Annotated in this window: 14 protein-coding genes and 1 pseudogene; 6 read left to right on the top strand and 9 right to left on the bottom strand. The window is 40.5% G+C overall.

The genetic code is table 11. The features are described 5' to 3' along the window. Nucleotides 1-110 precede the first annotated feature (110 nt). The 3 genes from D0T60_RS17005 (at nt 111) to D0T60_RS16995 (ending at nt 2,724) form a co-directional block, all read left to right on the top strand. On the top strand, nt 111-752 hold the full coding sequence (locus D0T60_RS17005; protein WP_163219413.1) for a DUF4827 domain-containing protein: 642 nt from the start codon (nt 111-113) through the stop codon (nt 750-752). Between the two features lie 39 nt (nt 753-791). Then, entirely contained in the window at nt 792-2,180 is a 1,389-nt protein-coding gene (gene glmM / locus D0T60_RS17000) for a phosphoglucosamine mutase (protein ID WP_163219411.1), read from the top strand. 94 nt (nt 2,181-2,274) lie between these two features. Then, nucleotides 2,275-2,724 carry a copper resistance protein NlpE gene (locus tag D0T60_RS16995; RefSeq protein ID WP_163219409.1) on the top strand — a complete coding sequence of 150 codons (450 nt, stop codon included), beginning with the start codon at nt 2,275-2,277 and terminating at the stop codon, nt 2,722-2,724. On the opposite strand, the gene D0T60_RS16990 is transcribed toward D0T60_RS16995, so the two are convergent. From D0T60_RS16990 to D0T60_RS16975, 4 genes and pseudogenes are all read right to left on the bottom strand, one after another. Continuing rightward, nucleotides 2,721-3,509 carry a sialate O-acetylesterase gene (locus D0T60_RS16990; protein ID WP_163219407.1) on the bottom strand — a complete coding sequence of 263 codons (789 nt, stop codon included), beginning with the start codon at nt 3,507-3,509 and terminating at the stop codon, nt 2,721-2,723. The two genes, D0T60_RS16995 and D0T60_RS16990, sit on opposite strands and share 4 nt — an antisense overlap. Nucleotides 3,510-3,526: 17 nt before the next feature. Next, nucleotides 3,527-6,157 carry a glycoside hydrolase family 2 TIM barrel-domain containing protein gene (locus D0T60_RS16985; RefSeq protein WP_163219405.1) on the bottom strand — a complete coding sequence of 877 codons (2,631 nt, stop codon included), beginning with the start codon at nt 6,155-6,157 and terminating at the stop codon, nt 3,527-3,529. A 19-nt stretch (nt 6,158-6,176) separates the two neighbouring features. After that, nucleotides 6,177-8,534 (bottom strand): TIM-barrel domain-containing protein, encoded by a 2,358-nt coding sequence (locus tag D0T60_RS16980; RefSeq protein ID WP_163219403.1) that lies wholly within the window; start codon nt 8,532-8,534, stop codon nt 6,177-6,179. A gap of 8 nt (nt 8,535-8,542) precedes the next feature. Continuing rightward, nucleotides 8,543-10,165 (bottom strand): annotated as a pseudogene (locus D0T60_RS16975) (glycoside hydrolase family 71/99-like protein); the annotation flags it as partial. Between the two features lie 415 nt (nt 10,166-10,580). Here D0T60_RS16975 and D0T60_RS16970 point away from each other — a divergent pair. After that, nucleotides 10,581-10,781, top strand: a complete 201-nt coding sequence (locus D0T60_RS16970; protein WP_163219400.1) for a hypothetical protein — start codon at nt 10,581-10,583, stop codon at nt 10,779-10,781. Nucleotides 10,782-10,847: 66 nt separating this feature from the next. Here D0T60_RS16970 and D0T60_RS16965 read toward each other — a convergent pair whose 3' ends face one another. From D0T60_RS16965 to D0T60_RS16945, 5 genes are all read right to left on the bottom strand, one after another. Further along, a complete protein-coding gene (locus D0T60_RS16965) occupies nt 10,848-12,410 on the bottom strand; it encodes an ATP-binding protein (RefSeq protein WP_163219398.1) in 1,563 nt (520 codons plus the stop codon). Between the two features lie 62 nt (nt 12,411-12,472). Then, complete coding sequence (locus tag D0T60_RS16960; RefSeq protein WP_163219396.1) at nt 12,473-12,985, bottom strand: NUDIX domain-containing protein; 513 nt, start codon at nt 12,983-12,985, stop codon at nt 12,473-12,475. Between the two features lie 2 nt (nt 12,986-12,987). Further along, entirely contained in the window at nt 12,988-14,208 is a 1,221-nt protein-coding gene (locus tag D0T60_RS16955; protein ID WP_163219394.1) for an S-adenosylmethionine:tRNA ribosyltransferase-isomerase, read from the bottom strand. Between the two features lie 29 nt (nt 14,209-14,237). Beyond that, nucleotides 14,238-17,561, bottom strand: a complete 3,324-nt coding sequence (locus D0T60_RS16950; protein WP_163219392.1) for a protein O-mannosyl-transferase family — start codon at nt 17,559-17,561, stop codon at nt 14,238-14,240. A gap of 199 nt (nt 17,562-17,760) precedes the next feature. After that, nucleotides 17,761-18,858: a tetratricopeptide repeat protein gene (locus D0T60_RS16945; protein ID WP_163219390.1), complete on the bottom strand. Its 1,098-nt coding sequence runs from the start codon at nt 18,856-18,858 to the stop codon at nt 17,761-17,763. A 96-nt stretch (nt 18,859-18,954) separates the two neighbouring features. Here D0T60_RS16945 and D0T60_RS16940 point away from each other — a divergent pair, with 96 nt between their 5' ends. After that, nucleotides 18,955-20,001: a DUF2027 domain-containing protein gene (locus D0T60_RS16940; protein WP_163219388.1), complete on the top strand. Its 1,047-nt coding sequence runs from the start codon at nt 18,955-18,957 to the stop codon at nt 19,999-20,001. Nucleotides 20,002-20,182: 181 nt separating this feature from the next. Beyond that, entirely contained in the window at nt 20,183-21,073 is an 891-nt protein-coding gene (locus tag D0T60_RS16935; protein ID WP_163219386.1) for a lipopolysaccharide assembly protein LapB, read from the top strand. Nucleotides 21,074-21,225: the final 152 nt, after the last annotated feature.

Raw genomic sequence — 21,225 nt, 5'->3', positions numbered from 1 at the left:
TTTTCAAGGAGATACAGAAATGTTTTAATGAGATAATTAACTGAATAACAACATTTTAACTAACTGAATCAGCGAGTGATTTCAACTACTGATTCGCATAATATACGAATATGAAGAAGCTTCTCTTTTTGTTTTTTTCTTTGTTAGCTCTTGGTGCCGCATTTCAGGCATGTAGTGATTCTAAAACCTATGCCGAAATGTTGGAAGATGAAAGAAATGCTATCAATAAGTTTATAAGAGAGCATAATATAAATATCATTTCTCAGGAGGAATTTGAGAAAGATACCATTACAGATGTGAGCAAGAATGAATATGTGCTTCTATCTAATGGTGTATATATGCAGATTGTAGACAGAGGAACCGGCGATACTCTTAAAAGCAGAGATGAGGTACTGGTTCGTTTCATTGAGTACGACATTATGGAAAGTGATACAACTTATGCCTCGAATTATAATGTAGACTCAAGTGTAGATGCTTTTTTCTATACATTTAATAGCTCTACTTCTTATGGACAGTTTGCAACAGATACAAGTGGAGGTATTGAAAGTAGGCTGGCTTGGTTCTATTATAACTATTATAATATAAGTGCTTCAAATCTTTCTTCTGTGCCGGCTGGTTGGCTTGCCCCACTACGTTATATTAAAGATAGAGCACATGTAAAACTCATTGTTCCTTCCAAGATGGGACATTATTATGGACAACAATATGTATATCCTTATTTCTACGATATCAGAAAATATCAGATAAGGTAACTCAACAAACAACTCAACGTTTAATTAAATCATTTTCTTATGACTCTTATTAAATCCATCTCCGGTATTCGTGGAACTATCGGAGGGCAGGTGGGAGAGGGCTTGAATCCATTGGATATTGTCAAGTTCACTTCGGCGTATGCTACTCTTATCCGTAAAACATGTAAAACATCGAACAATAAAATTGTAGTAGGTCGTGATGCACGTATCTCCGGCGAGATGGTGAAAAACGTTGTAGTAGGTACCCTGATGGGTATGGGCTGGGATGTGGTTGATATTGGTTTAGCTACTACTCCAACTACGGAGCTTGCCGTAACTATGGAAGAAGCTTGTGGAGGTATAATCCTGACTGCTTCTCATAACCCCAAACAGTGGAATGCCTTGAAACTTCTAAATCAAAAAGGTGAATTCCTGAATGATGCAGAAGGAAAAGAAGTACTCCGTATTGCCGAAGCTGAAGAGTTTGAATTTGCTGACGTAGATCAGTTAGGTACTTATCGCCAGGATTTAACTTATAACCAAAGACATATTGATAGTGTTTTGGCTCTCGACCTGGTAGATGTAGAAGCAATAAAGAAAGCCAATTTCCGTGTAGCTATTGATGCCGTAAACTCTGTAGGTGGTATTATCTTACCTCAACTACTGGAACAATTGGGTGTGACGCAAATTGAAAAGCTTTACTGTGAGCCTACAGGTAACTTTGCTCATAACCCTGAACCCTTGGAGAAGAATCTGGGTGATATCATGAATTTGATGAAAAGCGGCAAAGCAGATGTAGCTTTTGTAGTAGACCCTGACGTAGACCGTTTGGCTATGATCTGTGAAGACGGAACCATGTATGGTGAGGAATATACATTGGTAACAGTTGCTGACTATATATTAAAGCATACTCCCGGAAATACGGTTTCTAATTTAAGCTCTACCCGCGCCCTGCGTGATGTAACCCGTAAATATAACAGGGAATATTTTGCTGCCGCAGTGGGTGAAGTCAATGTAGTCACTAAAATGAAAGAAGTGAACGCCGTAATTGGTGGTGAAGGTAATGGAGGAGTGATTTATCCGGCCAGCCATTATGGACGTGATGCACTGGTAGGCATCGCGTTATTCTTAAGTCATTTGGCTCATGAAGGTAAAAAGGTAAGCGAGCTTCGTGCCACTTATCCTGTGTACTACATGGCTAAAAATAAAGTAGATCTTACTGCCGATACAGATGTAGATGCCATCTTAGCGAAGGTAAAAGAGATCTATAAAAATGAAGAAATCAATGATATTGATGGTGTAAAGATTGACTTTGCCGATAAATGGGTACATTTACGTAAGAGCAATACAGAACCTATCATTCGTGTATATAGCGAGGCTTCCACTTTACAGGAGGCAGAAGAGATTGCTCAGAAAATCATGGATGTGATTTATGAACTGGCAAAATAGTTACTAACCTCATAAAATCCGTTCTTTAAGAACAATTGCTTTTGAAAAGTGTTTCATTCTTAATTGAAAGTAAAAACACTAATAAAATGTATTTATGAAAAAGATTCTAATTTTGCCTCTCATCATGTTTATCTTTATTTCGTGTGGAAACAAAGATAGGCAAAAGAACAATGAGGAACGAACTGCTAATGCTACCGAAAAAGTTATTGATGTGCATAGCTCTCGCAATTCACTTGATTATGCAGGAACATATCAGGGTACAATTCCCTGTGCCGATTGTTCCGGTATTGAACTTGCTATCACCCTTGACAACAAAGGTGCTTATACCCAAACCATGACTTATATAGGAAAAGGGCCCGAGAATGTTTTTAAAACTTCCGGAACTTATGAATGGGATTCCTCAGGAAGTAAAATAACAATTAAATCAGGTGATGAGGTAAATATGTATTTAGTAGGAGAGAATGCCTTGTTCATATTAGATGAGTCGGGAAATCGAATAACCGGCGATTTAGCTGATAAGTATATTCTTAGAAAGGCGATTTAATAGAACTTCAGCACCTTTTTCGCATAGCGTTTACCTAAGAGCAATTGTCCTTCGGTATTAAAATGAGGATCTGTTTCACCCTTATGCATTCCCAGTCCTTTGGAGGATACCCAATCGGAATTGGGGATAAATGAAGCAACTTTTTTAATCATTTTATTGAAAGGTACTGTTCCTTCTTTTTTCTTTGTCCAGTTCCATTGGGAGATTTGTCCAACCACAATGGGTAAGTCCGGCATATCTAAGTCTTTGCGCAAGTTTTGCATCAGAGAGATTAGTTTCTGCTTGTATGCTTCCGGGTTGGAGCAGTCGGCTTCTCCCTGATGCCAAAGAATGGCTTTCAAAACGCCTCCCTGTTTTAAGGCCATCCGAATGCGGGAGAGGGTTTCTTCGTAATATCTATCCTTGCTGCCTTTTAGCCAGGAATTGATGGAAGAACCTCCACGCGCATTTACCACTAAGCCAATAGGACCTTTCCCTTGACGAGCCATATCTTTGGCAAATCCGTAGGCGGGTCCCAAACGTTGCATCGACATGTCTTTACGGATTGTTGAGTATCGGTTCATCGGATTTACTGCTGGTTCGAAATTTCCCTTATCATTCAATAAGTAAACATTTTGAAGTGTGTCCATGACCTCCGGTGTCAATGTGCCACGGCCTGCCATATTAGATTGTCCGATGCATACATATAAATTCAGAGAAGATGGAACTTCCTCTTTTCCATTCCCGGCAAATGCAAACAGGGACTGCAAAAGAAGAAAAGACAGTAAATAGATACTTCTGACCATATTGACAGCGTTGTTGATTAATAATTTCTATAGATGCGGATAGCATTCAAGATTGTCTCTCCTTCTTTGGCGTGGAAATCAATACTCAACCCTTTCCCCTCTTTTACAGTTACTAAGAACTTTTTGATTACCGCACGAGCATATCCGTAATCACGGGCTACATTGAAATCATTTAAGACGGTCATTCCGTTGATGGAGATTCCGAAACTACGATTTCCTGCCAATGTTTGCTCCGAATCGGCTCCCAAATTGTAGATCAGAGCTTCTTTCTTTTTATTGGAATCCAATTCTGCCCAGTACAAAGATATAGAATATTCTCCATCCGGCACATCGGCTTTAAAAGATTCTATCCCGACGCGTTGCGTCTGGAAGATTGGATTCATATCTGTTCCATAAATATCAATGTCTGAACCAAGCATAGTGCCGAAGCCTGTTTGACGGCGGTAAGGAGTTCCACCAATAAAGCCCCAACTACCCGGTTTATATTCCTGTTCGGGAATCCACGCGACATTGGCTTCACGATCCTCAAAATATCTTGGAGAGCCTAACATGACATTCATTTCCGTGAATGGTGTAGTTTTATCTTTAAGCTGAGAGTTTATAAGTTGAAACTGAACGTTCAATAGATCGCGCAGTTTTTGATCACCCACTACTGCCAAAGCTTCCAATTGATTCTCTCCACCAACAAAGGGTACATCAAACAGGGCATAACCATCTTCTACCTTTTTCTTTCCCAGACTTTTGTTGTTTACCAACAGCTCTACTTCCTTCGCATTAGAAAAAACAGGAATAGATTGGACGCATTCTTTCTGAGCTGTGTTTGCCACTCCTCCACGAGCTTTCCACTCTCTATTACCGATGGTAAGCATCGGACGAGAAATCAAAGCAGCCTTATAGAACAGATAGGTATCTTTCACTTCCCGATCTAATCCGAGAATGCCTTTATTATTCACATGAGGAACCGCATCAATGCGGGATTCGGAATAAAAGTCATTTAAATTCCACAGACTGGAACCTGCAATAAAAGGACGTTTCATCATTTCGTTGAGGTAATGTTTATGGTAGATCAGTCCGTATTCCTGTGAGAAGTCAAAGCGTTCCGGTTGATACGAATGAAGGCGTGGGTCTACGCCCGGTCCATACTCTGTAATTATCAGCACTTTTCCTTTGTACTTTTTGTGAGCGCGATCGAGCAAACGTTGGAACTCATTGATGTCCGGTTCATACCAACCCTGGTACAAATTCCAACCCTGAATCATCGGAATTTCCGTCAGATGGGCATCTTCGTAATATTGGGGTGCATTGTGGTAGGCCATCATGGTATATCTGGATGGGTCTTCTTCCCGAATGGTTGCTTCTAAAGCACGGGCTACTTTCTCGGTGAAACGATAGTAATCTTCGAGTTGCTTGCCTTCGGTATAAGGACGGCGTAGGAAAACCTCATTCATATATCCCCAAATCATGACAGATGGACGGTTGAAATCCTGACGTACCATTTCTTTGGCCATTTCGATGGAATTAAGCAGGAATTCTTCTGTTTCGGTAACGGCATTCACCACAGGTATCTCCACCGAAGTTACAATGCCCAGTTTGTCGCACATTTCCATGATAACGGGGTCTTGGGGATAATGAGAAACACGCAGGAAGTTTCCTCCCATTTCTTTCAGTAACAGTACATCCTGTACATGCAGTTCATCCCGAAGCGCATTTCCTTTTTGGAAGTAATCCTGATGCCGGGCAGTGCCGATGAGCTTGCGCCATTTACCATTCAGGAAAAAGCCTTTCTCCGAATTGAATTCAAACCAGCGTAGGCCTAACGGGTTCACAACTTCATCGAGCAAAGTTCCTTTTCTTTTATCGAGAATACGCGTATATACCATGTAACGATGAGGATCATCGATATCCCACAAACGGGGAGCATCTATTTTAATCTTTTTGGATACGTTCGCCTTCGTTTCACCGGATGTTAACTTGACTTCCGTATGGATTCTCTTTACTTCTTTGCCATCTCCATCACAAATTATGTTTTCAATTGTAACTTCGGCAGCTTGATCCCTATTGTTTGTCAGTAAAGTAGTGATTTCCACGGATGCTGCGGACTGGCTCACTTCGGGGGTACGGATATAGACCCCTGATGAGGCGTAATCGTTTGTCGCAATGTGCACCGGGTTCATAAATTGCAGATAGACATCCCGATAGATTCCCCCAAAGAATGTAAAATCGGCCGATAGGGGTGGAATGTTGGGATTATGAACATTGTTCACATAAATAGCAAACAGGTTCTCTTGCCCATAGCGTAAGTGGGAAGTGATATCAAAACAGAAACGGGTATATCCTCCTTTGTGTTCTCCAATGAATTGTCCGTTCAGAAAGCATTGTACTTCCTGGTTGGCTCCTTCAAAGTAAATAACTGCTTGACGTCCCTCTTGGCTTTTATCAATAAATATTTGTTTGCGGTACCAGGCAGGGCCCCGATAGAATCCCGAAGTTTCATCGTCTGCATCTTTATCATTCCAGGTATGAGGTATATGCACAGTTTCACCATTTGTAAACTTCCATCCGTCGTTGATTGTGTATATTACACGCTGTTGTGCCTGTACCCATCCCACAACAAATAACATAATAAAGATATAGAGAGACTTCTTCATAATCTGAATACGCTTATAATTAAAACTTGATTTTTATTTCTTCTCCTGTATAGATGCACTCTTTTTGTACAGGAACAGTGCCCTCGGGCAGATATAATTTCACTGTCATTTTTACTTGTTTCGGCATACCGGGATAGTTTCCATCGCGTTGGCCGATGGTCAAAGTTCGTTCCGCTTCTTGCCATTGCATGGCTACTTTCGAACAAACGCCTTCTTCATAGCGGTAAGAATCGCCTTCATCTTCGTACCATAAGAAAGAGGCATCTGTTCCGCTATAGATACGGAGTTCCAATTCCTGATCGGGATATTCCATCGCATATTGTTTTACGTTTGCCAAAGGCAGGATGGAGCCGGCTTTTACATACAAAGGGAGTACGTCTAATATGTTTGTCTGTACTTGTTTACCACCTCCGTTATAAGCTTGTCCGGTCCAAAAGTCGTACCAATAATTACCTTCGTGTTTCGGCAAATAGGTACTGATATTCTTTTCTTCTGATTGCGGAAAGAATACCGGACGCACTAATAAGGAACTACCGAACATATAGGCATTATCAATAGTAAAAGTCTCGGGATCTGCTGTAAAGTCCATCGCCAATCCTCTGAGCATCGTATAATTATGCGCGGTTACTTGGTAAGACATTGAATAAATATAAGGCAACAAGCGATAACGCAGCCGGATGTATTTTACCTGATTATCATAGAAAGGTGTTCCTTTTTCTCCAAATTGCCAGACCTCACGCGGCACATTCGTACCGTGAGCACGGAAGATCGGAGTGAATGCACCGAACTGGAACCAACGTGCATACAGCTCTTTATATTCCTTACTTTTCAATCCGTCGGGATATTTAGCATCCCGTTCGGTGACGAAGAATCCACCGGTATCGGATGTCCAATACGGAATACCGGACATAGATAAGTTTAACCCGGCAGCCAACTGTTTATGCATATTCTCCCAAGAGGCTGAGACATCGCCCGACCAAACCGCTGTACCGTAACGTTGTTGCGAGGCAAAAGCAGAACGGGTAAGAATAAAGGCACGTTTTTGATTACTTTCAGTCCGCAGACGTTGGTAGAAGTCTTTCATCATTTCTAACGAATAGGTGTTCAGATAACGATGGAAACTGCCCAGATAGGTCTTTCCCGCAGATTTAGTCTTTTCTTCTTGTTTCAGCTGTGTAAATCCTTCACGGAAAGAAGGTTCTGTGGCATCCATCCACCAGGCATCCACACCCATATCATAGAGTCCTTTTTTGAGATACTGCCAGAAGATGTTCCTCGCGGTAGGGTTATAAGCGTCGAAGACTTTATAGCCAGCCCAGGTAGGTTCATCGAACAATGCACCAATGGAATCTAATGATTGGTAAACGGCTGTTTTCGGTCCGAATCCCGGCCATACAGAAAGCATAAAATGGACATTATACTGTTGATGCAACTCGTCAATTACTTGTCGGGGATTGCTGAAATTTGTTGGATGGAAAGCCAGGCTATTCCAAAGAGGTTTGTCTCCCCAGTATTCCCAATCTTGCACTATGTTATCCAATGGAATCTCCCGTTTACGGTATTCTTTGACGACTGCTTTCAGTTCATCGAATGATTTATAACGTTCTTTGGATTGCCAGAAGCCGTACACCCATTTCCCAAACATGGGTACATCTCCTGTCAGATTTCGATAACCGGCAACCACTTCGTCCATATTTTTACCATATATGAAATAGTAATCGGAAGCATCACCTACTTCGGAAGTAAAGGAATAGCCTTCTTCTGTATCTTCAAATTTAGTTGAGGAATAGTTATCCCATAATATTCCGTATCCGTGGGTAGAAATAAGGAACGGGTTGACAATATCCATATTGGCCTGTAAAAGCAGTGCAGACTTCCCGCGATAATTCATAATTCCATTTTGATACTGCCCCAGTCCATAAATCGCTTCATCGGGTGTTGGGATAAACCATTGGGTTACTTCAAGGCAGGGTTCACCTCCGGCTTCTGAACGTTTGAAGTTTCGTGCCTTTTGATTTCCTTTTTCTTTGAGCAGTACTTTACCTGTAGATACTTCCTGAAAAGTAAAAGCTGCCTCCTTCTTATTAAAAGTCACGCTAAGCTCGTGGGTGCGAAAGACGAATGTCTGTCCTGTTTCTTCCGATGTGTAATCTTTGAAAGTCGGCTTTGATGCATCGACAACTAATCGTTGGGTAACTAATGTATCGCCTTTGGGATAAGATAGAATCCGTACACATCCCTCTGACATGAATTCTATTCTATATAGAATGCTGTCGCAAACGAAGGAGCAGCCCCTACTGTCTTCCTGAATCGAAGAAGAACATCCGAACCACGAAAGTACAGCTATAATGAATAACCAATAATTGAAACGTTTCATGAATGAATTTATTTGATCGTATAAATAGTATAACCCAATGATAAATTACGAACCTCTACTTTTCCTTTCAAGTAGAAGGTAGGCATGTTGAACCCGTTTACAATGTTCTCTTTATAGAGTTCTACTTTCGCGCGCTTCCATTCTCCTGTATGATTGGTATAGATTCGAGAGACAATTTTAAAGGGCTCTTTCGACTCACGCGTGGTGGACGACCGTATAAAAAGCGGTTCCTTTCCTTTATCCAGATACTCAAAGTATAGGTAGCCTACATAATTATTCATCTGTAATTTAGAAACTAAATCTTTGGGTAAAGAGATAGAGACTGTTCCTTCGGCATAATATCCTCCGGATTTTCGCTTTCCCTGAATGGTCAGATCCGATTCGCACAAACGTTTCATCTCAACCTTTAAGGCCGACTTTGCTGTTTTGACATCATTCTCTATTTGAGATAACAGCCCTATGGCTACCGGATAACGTCCCTGACTAATTAATAAGGCTACTTTATCGAGTGACTGATGGCAAGCGGATACATCCATTTTTGACTTTTCCAGAAAACGGGCTTCTTTCCGTAATTGGAAAAGGAGCAATGGCAAAGTTAGCCCCCGTTCATCGGCCGATTCATCTTTAAACGCTGCGGCATATTTTAGGGTGGTACGTAATTCGCGATCACCATTCTCGATGGTTGGTTCTATTTCATGACCTTCGGTGTAGTCGCTCCATGAAGCAATAAACATCATATCTAAATGTTCTTTCTCTGCCAGGCAGAATTGCCACATACTGCTGTAAGTTTCTCCGTTATTGCGTGGTATGTAGAAGAAATGGGAGCGACCCCAGCCTGCACAGCCCCGGTTATCCATACCCGGCATAGCAAATCCCGATTTTATGGTATAGGCAGGATGGTTGCTGTGCCAAATCGAATCGCGGAAAGGTTTCATAAACTCTATGACATCATCCAAGGTGCCATAGTTATCCCAATTGGCATGTTCTGCATCTTTTTCCCGAACGCGTGCGGGAATCCATGGGGTTGGAATTTCTCCGGTTTGTTTCCATGTATCCATTTCATCACTGTGGGCTACGGGAATGTATTTGTTGTTCTCCAGTTTCCCCCAATCTGCCCAGCGGCGCAAAGCAACAGGTTGTTTCATTCCCTGAGGAAGCTTTACTTCCGATAATACTTTCCGGTATTCCTCTATGGTAGCTCCCGGCCCGAAATGATAGAAGACGGGCATTCCTTTTACCATAGGTGCGGTAGGGCCGGTAAACACACTATCGACGAGGTATTGATAGCATTTAGCCATGTATGCTGTCTTTGCTTCGCGAGTGTTTATTTCCGGATAGATTTTAGTTATCCAGTCATAGTACAACCAGCCGTCGCACCAGTTTATACCTATCTCAAAGTTGTATCTGGCGGCTACTTTCTGCATTTTGCGCAACAAGATATCATTCTCATGAGGTTTGAATCCCCATTCAATAAAGAAACCGTCTATCTTGGCTGCTTTGGCAGATAGGATCTGATACTCGATATAGTCGGGATCCAGATTCGATTGCATCCCAACTTGCGGATAGGCAACTGCTGCGATTTCATGTCGTCCCTCGCTATCTATCATGTCGGCATTGTAGCACAGTGATTTGCTGAAAGGAGGCATATTAAAAGAAGAAGTTTCCTCAGAGTTTTAATTTTAATTATTGAGGTTGAAATGTAGAGACGCACGGCGTGCGTCTGAAACTGAAACGGTTTCCCTTTGTGCATTTAGTTTTCTCATATTAGTTTCATATTAGTTTCAAGGGATGAAACCTTTTGTTTCATACCGGCAAACTCTTTGTTTCATGCCGTGAAACTCTTTGTTTGGTACCGGCAAACTTTTAGTTTGATACTATCAAACTCTTTATTTGTTACCATTAAACATCCTATTTGCTACTATCAAACTTGTTGTTTGACTCTTTGCCACGAAGTTTAATTCAGGAAGGTGTGTCAAAGACACACCCTCCTCTAATAACAACTACTTCGGTAACTTAACCTCTATCGTCATAACCCGTGCCGTAGCATTGGTAGAAACCAAAGCCTTAGGCTCTGTTATATTCATCACCTTCATGACTCCAATTCTTCCTCCACCGGCAGCAGAAGTTCCTCCTGTGCGGAAAGCAATAATATCTCCAACCGCAATTGGATTGAGTTCACTTTTAGTGATACTGCTCGATAGTATTTCGGAAGCAATAGAAGCCGCGGTTGCATTTGAGGGAATATAAAGCCAGAGAGAAACAGTAAAATAAGGGAACGAAATACCGGAAGGCTATATGCACGCATATAAAAAATCAATCTTTTACCAGATACTGATTAATATTTCGTTTCTCTTTACTGAAATCCACTGCCACTTTTACCTTCACTCTGGGATCTTTGGTATAAGGCTCCAGGTAGCCTTTTTCTTCTATCTGCTGCATCGCTTCTTCGACTGTACCGTTTAGCTTGAACTCGAATACATAGATTCGATCTTTTGTTTTGACCACTGCATCGGCACGTCCACGTGCACTGCGTACTTCTGTTTCCACAAACTGCCCCATCAACCGGAAGACTACGTAAAAGATAGATTGATAGTAGCGCTCCGTCTGATCGTTCAATTCGTAGGGGATACCGGCGAAGAAAGCTTTCAGGCGTTCCAAAAAAGAAGGCACATCGCCTGCTCGCAATTCCTTGACGAAGTGGGTGATCAGGAAACCTGTCTCATCATTGGTGACGCGAGAGTAGTAGGGCACCAGAAAATTCAGGAAACCGTAACGTACTTCATCATTCGGGAAGGCCAGTGTATATAGCTTGAATTCCTTGTCGTAGCCCTTGATAGTGAGGTAGCCACTTTGGTAGATCATCGGAAGTGGGTTTTGGGAGTCGGCGCGGTATTCAGTGAAAGCTTCATTGGTTACCTCCACGCCATCAATCAGCAGGCGTAGGTCATAATCGCTTTCCTTCAAAAGATTTACTAAGTAAGTAGGTGTACCGGTTTGGAACCAATAATTATCGAGTTTCAATCCGGCAAAAGCATTCAGAATACTAAAAGGGTTAAACAGCCCTTCGGTATTCTCACAAAAATGATACCCATCATACTGGCGGGTCATTTTTTCTACCGTCTCCTCAAAAGACATCTCATTGAACTCACTGACCTGCTGAAGTTCTGGTGTGAAAGTTTTTACTAATTCTTCCTTCGTAATACCACATATAGTGGCATATTGCATGCGCATGCTAATATCCTGTAGCTGATTCAGGTCGCTGAACACGCTAACCTGAGCAAACTTGGTTACTCCGGTCAGGAAAACAAAACGCAGGTATTGGTCGGCGCTTTTCAGCACACCGTAGAATGATTTCAAAATACGTCGATACTCCTCCAGTAGAGGCTCGTTGAGAAGGGTTTGCAACAGGGGTTTATCGTATTCATCAATTAATACGACTACTCCGCGACCGGTCTTTTCGTAGGCGCGTCGAATAACTCCACTGAAACGATCAGTAGGTGTAGTTTCCCGGTCTTCTTTTCCCCACGTATCTTCCCAAATATTGAGGTGGCGAATCAGAATGCCATTCAACCGTTCAGCGCTATCATACTTTTCCGCATTCAGATCCAGGTGAAGTACAGGATGGTTTATCCATTGGGTTTCCAAATTCTCAATGGCCAGTCCTTCAAACAGGTCTTTTCGCCCTTCAAAGTAAGATTTGAAAGTGGAGATAAGCAGGCTCTTGCCGAATCGACGAGGACGACTCAGGAAGTAAGGGGTACTGGTTGATGCTAATTGATAAATTAACGCAGTTTTATCTACATAGAGATAATTATCATCACGTATTTTCTCAAATGTCTGTATCCCAATGGGAAGCTTTCGATCTATTTGGCTCATAATTATTCTTTCAAAGTAGTAAATATACTGCTTTTTTTTGAATCTTTGATTGATTCAGGAAATCATGCGGTCCCTTTTGATATCACCCTTTCCACCTCGCCTTCAAAGTTAGGCGTAAAAACACCTTTCCCTATACTCTCTTTTACTTCTTCTATACTCCAAAACCTACCTTCGTCCAGTTCATCACTGGGGGTAATAACTCCATCGTACACCGTTTTATGAGAAAAGACTAATTCCCGTTCCCGATCAGATTCAAAAATGTAGGTTGCTATCAGTTCAGGAGTGAAGTCGGTAATCCCTAATTCCTCTTGTGCTTCTCGTTTCAATGCTATTTCTACACTTTCGCCTAAGTCGATGTGTCCTCCTACAGCAGTATCCCACTTGCTGGGCTGAATATCTTTCCATAATGGACGTTTTTGCAGGTAGAGTTCACCTTTGGAGTTAAATACGTGTAGATGCACTACCGGATGTAGCTTTTTGCTGCCATTATGACATTCGCCGCGAGTGGCAGCTCCTATGATGTTTCCTTGTTCATCAACAAGGGGGAACATTTCTTCGTTGTTATCGCTTTTCATTCTTAGGGTATTAATAAAGATGAATCTCCATAACTTAAAAAACGGAAATCATGCGTTAGCGCATATTCATATATATTCTTCCAATCTCCTTTTACAAAGGCAGATACAAGTAATAGTAAAGTACTTTGAGGCTGATGGAAGTTGGTGACTATTGCTTTCACTATTTTATAATTATAACCGGGGGCAATAATAATTTGCGTACCTGTGTGCAGTACGTCCAGCTTATGCCGATCCATATAAACTAAAATCTGTTGCAAGGCTTCCAAAGAAGATAAACCATATTCTTTTTCGTAAGGCTGCCATTGCCGCACTTGCAAATCTTCTTCTTTAATATCGGGATTGGCAAATAGTGTACAACCAATATAATAAAGGCTTTCGAGTGTTCGAACAGAAGTAGTACCCACAGCAATAACTTGCGCCTGATGATCGATTAACTTTTGAATAGTGCTTCTTGATACGGAAATATATTCAATGTGCATCTCATGACCTTCTATCTCTTCACTTTTTACCGGTTTGAATGTTCCGGCACCTACATGAAGAGTCAGTTCCTCACACTCAACTCCTTTTTGAGCAAGCGCTTCAAATACATTCGGAGTAAAATGCAATCCGGCCGTAGGAGCAGCCACAGAACCTTTAATTTTAGAGTAAACTGTTTGATAAGTTTCCTTATCACTTTCCTGTGTATCTCTGTTTAGATAGGGAGGGATGGGTAACTCACCGAAAACTTCAAGAATATCTGCAAATGTAATTTGGTTGTTATTCCAGGAGAAATCTATTCGGTGAGCCGTTCCGTGGATTTCTCCCCGTGTAGCTGTTATTATAATGGATTTACCTTTTATTTCTATTTCTTTGTGCAGACTGCCCTCTTTCCACTTTTTAAGGTTACCAATCATACAAAACCAGGCTGTGTGGCTTGTCTGCTGAAAGTTTTGCGCATAATCAGCAGGTGCAGCAGGTTCCAAACAGAATATTTCGATTAAAGCACCTGTTTCTTTCCGAAAGTGAAGCCTTGCCTGAATCACTTTGGTATTATTAAAGATCATCAAATCACCTTTGGATAAGTAATCAGGTAAGGAACCGAATGTATCTTCATTAATTTCACCGTGGCGATAAATGAGCAACTTCGATTGATCTCGTTGAGCCAAAGGAAATTTAGCAATACGTTCGTCGGGCAACGCGTAGTTATACTCGCTGATTTTTATATGTTTAGGGTCTTGTGCCATTTTCTTTTTATTAATGAGCACAAAAGTAGTTATTTTTTTGCTTCGAAAGCTTCCCACAGCTGCTCAAATGCATGAGAGCATGGTATAGATGCTTCCGGGCTTTGCTCTTTCATTAGCTTCAGACTTTGATTGAGTATATAAAAATGATCGTAACAACTGCCGGCTGTACTTCTCCAATGGTGGTTATCCATACTTAAATACCATTGAATGTACTCTATGGATGTATGAATCAAACTCGATGTAATTTCATCTCCTTTTTCTATATCTTTCAGTTTATAATAGCAGGCTGCCAAATCTAATGAACCATTCATGTAATTGTATGGCAATTGATGTACAGGAATTACTTTCGAACAGTGATTGAGTGCACTAATGGCTTGTTCCTGTTTTCCCTCCTTAATGAACTGTTTGACTACTGAGGCAAATAACTTACGGTTAATGCTATACCAGCGTGCCGTGTAGGAATCTAAAAACATTTTGAGGTTTTCTATACCTCCCCATTTGAATTTATTCATCAGGCAATCATAGGTTTTCTCTGCATCCAGTCGGTCGTTTATCTTTTTTGTATCGAAAGGGGTGATGCGATAGAGCCAACCTTCTTGCCGTAGGTAATTGTCGAAGCAGAAATAATGTTCCGAAGCTACGGTGGTAGAAATATAAAGAGGACGCTCCCAATTACTGCCCGAAAGTGTTTCGAGCATCATCAATTCACTTTTACTCAAATAGCGTTTTCCTTTTAATGAAAGATGCATATATTCAGGGATTTCCCCTTGTAAAGAGTCGGGGATCTGCATATCCGATTGCAAAATGGCTTCTTTGTTTACTTTCACTACAAGGCTATCTGTGGGAATGAACCTGAGTTGTTCGTTGTCGGAACGTAACCAATATTTAAGTACGTTCTTTAATTCGTATGGATTCTCTCCAAAATCCTTTCGGGCTTGTTCCGGATCTGTCTGATAAAAGGAATCTATCTTTTGCGCCATTTCGGGACGAACGAAATAGACTTCCGGAGTACCTGTGATGTATTGTTCTCGCTTCCAGGCAATGGGCAGCTTCGGACTGTCATAAGCATCTCTTTTCATCTGATCGATGTACCAATCTTTCCATAGATAACCCATATTGCAGGTACGGATATCTGTACGGAACCCTTCTACTTCCTGATTATACCAAAGTGGGAAGGTATCGTTATCTGCCATGGTAAAAACCACCGGGTGATTATTGGGAGAAGCGGATGCCAGGTAATTATGCCCGATATCTCGCCAGGAGTATCTGAGCGACCGATCGTGATCGTCCCAGGTTTGAGTACCCATCTGAATGGGAATAAGTATGCAAAATATCGAGGCAATGGCTGCCGCTTGCTTTTTATTTAACTTCTTTCTAAGCAGATCGGCTATGCCTGCCACTCCCATTCCTATCCAGATGGCAAATGCGTAAAAAGAACCGGCGTATGCATAATCCCTCTCTCGTGCTTGCATGGGTGTTTGGTTGAGATAAATAACGATGGCAATTCCTGTCATAAAGAATAGGAAGAAAACAATGGTGAAAGAATGTATGCCCTTTTTCCCTTTTTTTAGTTGCCATAAAAGACCTATAATACCTAATAGGAGGGGTAAGCCGTAATAAACATTTCTGCCCTTATTGTTTTTAAGCTCAGTAGGAATAAGCTCCTGATTGCCTACCAGCCAATGATCAATAAAAGAAATACCTGTGATCCAATTTCCATTCTCTAATTCTCCATATCCTTGTATGTCGTTCTGTCTTCCTACAAAGTTCCAAAGGAAGTAACGCCAATACATAAAGTTTAGTTGGTAAGACATAAAGAACTTGAAATTTTCCCATTGTGTAGGCATATTGACCATAACGGTTTCCCCACATTTATCAAAAGGAATGTCATTTCCTTTAATATCCACCCACTGCTTATATAGGTTGGTTTGATTGGGACCCCAACTGCTATGTTCGCGGCTGTACATACGAGGGAAAAGCATATTCTGTGCAAAAACTTCCTCCATAGCATATCCGGAAATAACATAACTGTCTTTCTCGTTGGGAGTAGCTTTCACTTTTCGGATGTATTCGGGAGTCGTTTCTTTGTATTCGGTCATGCAATAGTTGTTTTCTATCTTCAATTTCCTTTCGGATGAATAGGCTTGTCCATAGAATAAAGGACGTTGTCCGTATTGCTTTCTGCTCAGATAATCGCCTAAAGTAAAAATATCTTCGGGCGAATTTTGATCCATCGGAGTATTGGCGGAAGATCGGATAAGGATAACTCCATAAGATGAAAACCCTACGATAATCATTAAAAGACATAATAGAGAGGTGTGAATAGCTCTTATGGATAATTGGTATCGAGGTTTTATTTTACCCGAGTAGAGATAGAAAGCGAGTATAGCCAATAAAGTGAGTCCTATAAGTATGCCCGAGCTTCCATAGATGTAAAATGGTATTCCCAACATACCGATTACCAGAATGAATGATAATTTAATTCTGAACAAGCTGCCTTGCTTTCGTGCTTCATAAATACTCCAACCAAACAAGGTGAGCAATAAAACCAGGTAAAAGATAAGACCGCTGTTAAACGGAAGTTCCAGCCGGTTAACAAAGAATAGCTCAAACCACCCTGCAACTTTTACGGTTCCCGGAATAATGCCGTACAGAATAATCGCCACCAATACCATAGAGAATATTAGTGCGAGCACCGAACCTTTTAAACCGGCATCCGGATTCTTCTTATAATAATAAACTAAAACGATGGCAGGCAAACAGAGAAAGTTTAGAATATGCACGCCAATGCTTAAACCTATGAGATAGGCAATCAGAATTAACCATCTGTCGGCATAGATTGTATCAAAATCATCTTCCCATTTTAAAATCAACCAAAATACGAGCGCGGTAAACAAGGATGAATAAGCATATACTTCTGCTTCCACAGCACTAAACCAAAAAGTATCGCTGAAAGTATATGCCAATGAACCCACAATTCCGGAGGAGATAATCAGCATAATATCCGATATCCTTTGAGGCTCACGCTTCCCGGAAATTAGTTTTCGGGTTAACCGGGTAATGCTGAGATATAAGAGAAGAATAGTAAATGCACTTGTAAGGGCCGACATATAATTAATCATTCTCGCGGCAAGTGCAGGGTCGCTTGTAAGTTGAGTAAACAAATTGGCGGTAAGCATAAAGAAAGGTGCTCCGGGAGAGTGACCAACTTCTAATTTGTAAGCTGATATAATAAACTCCGGACAATCCCAGAAACTGGCTGTCGGTTCAATGGTTAGGCAATATACGGTTGCCGCTATGGAAAAAATAAGAATGCCGAAAAGCAAATGAATACGTCGATAAGTAAAAGTCATTGTGTTTATCCTATTAACCTTAATGCTGCGAAAATAGAATAAAGAGAGATGAAATAACCGTTTATTTACCCGACAAATGGCGACAAAGACTCTTCTTTTGGCTTTGTAATAGGTTGATAATCAGTGCGTCTTGAATGCTCGTTATACAATCTTTGGACATAAACTCCGCAGAAAGCCTTTGATTATCAGATATATAAAGTTAGATACCCCGAATGATCATCTCCAGAGAGTTTCCCGAACCGCTCAAATTCATTTTCTCGCTCTTTATTCGTTGCATTCTCCGTGCCAAAGTGTCGGGAATCATATTCATAACTGTGCTGATGTGGGTTGTTGGCTTTTGCTCTTTTAGTAAGGCACAAATGCGTATATCTATATCTGTAAGTTTGGGATATGATTGTTTTAAACGAGAAACGAACTTATAAGTTTCTTCCAGAATATTAAGAAAGTTATTCCATTCCTGTTCGGTTATGTTTGGCTTTTCTTTGGCAGTGGGAGTCAGGCTGTTTATTTGCCGGATCTTTTTTATCACTTCGGAAGAACTGTAAATGTATTGCTGCATATTTCTCAGTTCTTTCTTGAGGAGGGTTAGTTCCAACTTCTGATCGGATACGGTTTGTTGGGTGGTATTTAGTTGCTTTTCTTGCTTTTTAATTTGTTTCTCTTTTACTTTCAGGCTGTTTTGGTTGCGAAGTAGTATGAAGAGGCTGGCAATTATCACTAAAATAGCAATCCCCAGGATGTACCACGGTTGATGATTCTCTTTGCTTCCTGCCAGCAGATCATTGTTGTAGGCTTTTTGTTGAGTATGATAGGCTTCTTCATATCTTTCTTGTTTTAAATAGAAAGCACTGAGTTTATTGTATATAGTAGAGGCTTGCTTGTAGGCATCTGTTTTCTCGATGGCTGCAATAGCAAGCAGGTAATGTTGTTCTGCGAGCGAGTAATTGCCTAAATCCTCCTGCACTCTTGCAGAATAGAAATAAGTTTTCCCCCTGACGGAATCATTCGTTGTTTGACTGAAATAGTGGACAGCCACATTAATCATTGAATCCGAGGTATGCACTTTCCCTGTAAGTTCTTGTGCTTCTGTATGAAGCAGGCAATACATAGCATATTCCTCCTCTTGTAGAACTTCCGGATTGGAAATCTTTTCCAATACATAAAGAGCTGTGTCGGGATGTTCTTCAATGATAGAAGAAGCCAGTTTGATATCTTTATGCAAAGCCGGTTTGCTTGGATGGCAGGCCCCGAGCGAGAGGATGAACAGGTATAAAAGTATCTTTAAGTGATGTTGCATAGTTGTATGGCATTAGAGAATACAAATATAAATGATTTTTTTGTTTGCACATATCCCGGAATTTAGCGAATATTGCATAGAATATTGATAAACAACATGAAAATAGGAGATAAAGTCCGCTTTCTGAATGAAGTAGGAGGCGGCATTGTAACAGGATTTAAAGGAAAAGATATCGTATTGGTGCAAGATGCAGACGGATTTGATATCCCCATGTTGATAAGAGATGTGGTAGTGATCGACACCGATGATTATAACATGAAAAGTCGGTTCAAACCGGCTGCACCCAAGCAGGAAGAACCTGTAAAACCGGCGAAGCCGGAGATCATATCAAGACCCACCGAAGTGCGTGGAGGAGATACCCTGAATGTATCATTGGCTTTTGTTCCGGAGAATGTAAAAGAAATCAGCAATACATCTTTCGAAGCGTATTTGGTAAACGACAGTAATTACTATCTCTACTATACCTATATGAACGCCGAAGGGCAGGCATGGAAAGTTCGCTCGCATGGTTTGGTAGAACCCAATATGAAACTTTTCCTGGAAGAGTTTACACGCGAGTCTTTAAATGAAATGGAGCGGGTATCCGTACAGTTAATTGCTTTTAAGGATGCAAAAACGTTTTCGCAAAAACCGGCTGTTCATGTGGATTTGCGCATAGACACAGTAAAATTCTACAAACTACACACTTTTCAGCCTTCCGATTTCTTCGAAGAGCCTGCTTTGATATACGATATTGTAAAGAATGATGCCCCAACAAAACAAGTATATGTATCGGCAGAAGATATTCAAGTTGCACTATTAAAGAAGAGCAAAGAGGAAAAACCAAAGTCGCAACCCATTGTGAGGAAAGGTGGTGGTAGAGAAATTCTTGAGATAGATTTGCATATTGGCGAATTACTCGATGATACCACAGGCATGAGTAATGCTGAAATTCTGAATTATCAATTGGATAAATTCCGTGAGGTTATGGAGAAATATAAAAATAAGCGCGAACAGCGTATTGTATTTATTCACGGTAAGGGAGACGGAGTATTAAGAAAAGCGGTTCTCGACGAATTGAAACGGAAATATAATCACTGTAAATACCAGGATGCCTCGTTTAAAGAATATGGCTTTGGGGCAACAATGGTGATTGTAAAATAGATGAGTATGAATGCTTATAACTAATTCGTATTTGTTTTGAGTTATATTGAACCGCAGAGTTACGCGGATTAACGCAAAGTTTTTAATACAATGCTGCATAGAACTAAAATTAATCCTCTGCGTTAATCTGCGTAACTCTGCGGTTCAAATTCAATCATTTCCGAACCCATATAAACTAATTATGAATACTTATTTAAATAAAAAAATAGTCATATTGGGTTTACTTATATCCATGTGTTGGAGTGTAAAGGGGCAAATAGCCTACCAAGACCGGATGAAGAATGCCAAAGATAGCAATGAACTGCTTTCAATACTTGAAGAATGGGAGGCATCAGATAGTGTTTGCCCTGAAGTGTATTACTATCTGACAAATATTTATATAAACAAGGCTAAACCCGAAGAGGAAAAGAATATATTTGGTTTGTTGGATATAATTAACCAGAAGAAAGTTGATTATGATAAGGACATCTTGCAAACGGCATTTAATTATAGTAGTAAAGGAGTGAGTCTTTTTCCTGATGTAATAACCTTACGAATCAGTAATATTGAGGTTTGTAGGCATTTGGAATCCTATAAAACAATGGTTTCCGGTGTTAAAGATTTGTATGCTCATGGCGAGGTGATTTGCAACAAATGGCTTTCGGCAGATGAAAATACCGAAGTAAAGAAACAGATAGCCGAAATGTTGAATACTTGTTATTTGGTTCCTTTTCAAGATGATAACGTGAAGTTGATTGAGCATTCTAAGGATATTGCTGAAACTGTTCTGAAATATAATCCGGATAATGCAATGAGTTTAGTTGAATTATTGAATTACCATTTAGATAAAGGAAAGAATAAAAAAGCTGAGGCAATATTGAAGAAGCTTGCAGTTATATCTGATACAGAAAAATATATATTGCCGGTTTTGGCATTGGGCTATGCTAAATTAGGAGATACCATTAATGCTATGGAATATCTAAGAAAGGTGAAAGAAGATCCTGGAAACAGTGATAGTTATATTAAATCGGTTACTGAGGAGGTTATGAATCTGTTGAAGGATAATTCTGTAATATATAGAATAGCAATTTGAAATCGTTAAATAAAAAAAGGGTGCTTGTTAATATCTATAAGCACCCTTTTCGAGGGAGCGTAAATTAAACTGTGTCAGCTTTTCGCTTTCACTTTAAGGTTTCAGGTTTTTCATTCCCCTGTCTCATTCAATGGGTAATGAGGAACCTGAGT

This window comes from Bacteroides sp. 224 (genome assembly GCF_010500995.1).
GTDB lineage: Bacteria > Bacteroidota > Bacteroidia > Bacteroidales > Bacteroidaceae > Bacteroides.
Note: the sequence above shows the minus strand (reverse complement) of the source record. Positions and strands in the feature narration are given on the sequence as shown.

Excerpts from the sequence above, each read along its gene's own strand:
- D0T60_RS16995 (WP_163219409.1), top strand. The coding sequence starts at position 2,275 with ATGAAAAAGATTCTAATTTTGCCTCTCATCATGTTTATCTTTATTTCG.
- D0T60_RS16935 (WP_163219386.1), top strand. The coding sequence starts at position 20,183 with ATGAATACTTATTTAAATAAAAAAATAGTCATATTGGGTTTACTTATA.
- D0T60_RS16985 (WP_163219405.1), bottom strand. The coding sequence starts at position 6,157 with ATGAAGAAGTCTCTCTATATCTTTATTATGTTATTTGTTGTGGGATGG.
- D0T60_RS16965 (WP_163219398.1), bottom strand. The coding sequence starts at position 12,410 with ATGAGCCAAATAGATCGAAAGCTTCCCATTGGGATACAGACATTTGAG.
- D0T60_RS16955 (WP_163219394.1), bottom strand. The coding sequence starts at position 14,208 with ATGGCACAAGACCCTAAACATATAAAAATCAGCGAGTATAACTACGCG.
- D0T60_RS17005 (WP_163219413.1), top strand. The coding sequence starts at position 111 with ATGAAGAAGCTTCTCTTTTTGTTTTTTTCTTTGTTAGCTCTTGGTGCC.
- D0T60_RS16940 (WP_163219388.1), top strand. The coding sequence starts at position 18,955 with ATGAAAATAGGAGATAAAGTCCGCTTTCTGAATGAAGTAGGAGGCGGC.
- D0T60_RS16960 (WP_163219396.1), bottom strand. The coding sequence starts at position 12,985 with ATGAAAAGCGATAACAACGAAGAAATGTTCCCCCTTGTTGATGAACAA.
- D0T60_RS16980 (WP_163219403.1), bottom strand. The coding sequence starts at position 8,534 with ATGAAACGTTTCAATTATTGGTTATTCATTATAGCTGTACTTTCGTGG.
- D0T60_RS16950 (WP_163219392.1), bottom strand. The coding sequence starts at position 17,561 with ATGACTTTTACTTATCGACGTATTCATTTGCTTTTCGGCATTCTTATT.
- D0T60_RS16990 (WP_163219407.1), bottom strand. The coding sequence starts at position 3,509 with ATGGTCAGAAGTATCTATTTACTGTCTTTTCTTCTTTTGCAGTCCCTG.
- D0T60_RS16945 (WP_163219390.1), bottom strand. The coding sequence starts at position 18,858 with ATGCAACATCACTTAAAGATACTTTTATACCTGTTCATCCTCTCGCTC.
- glmM (WP_163219411.1), top strand. The coding sequence starts at position 792 with ATGACTCTTATTAAATCCATCTCCGGTATTCGTGGAACTATCGGAGGG.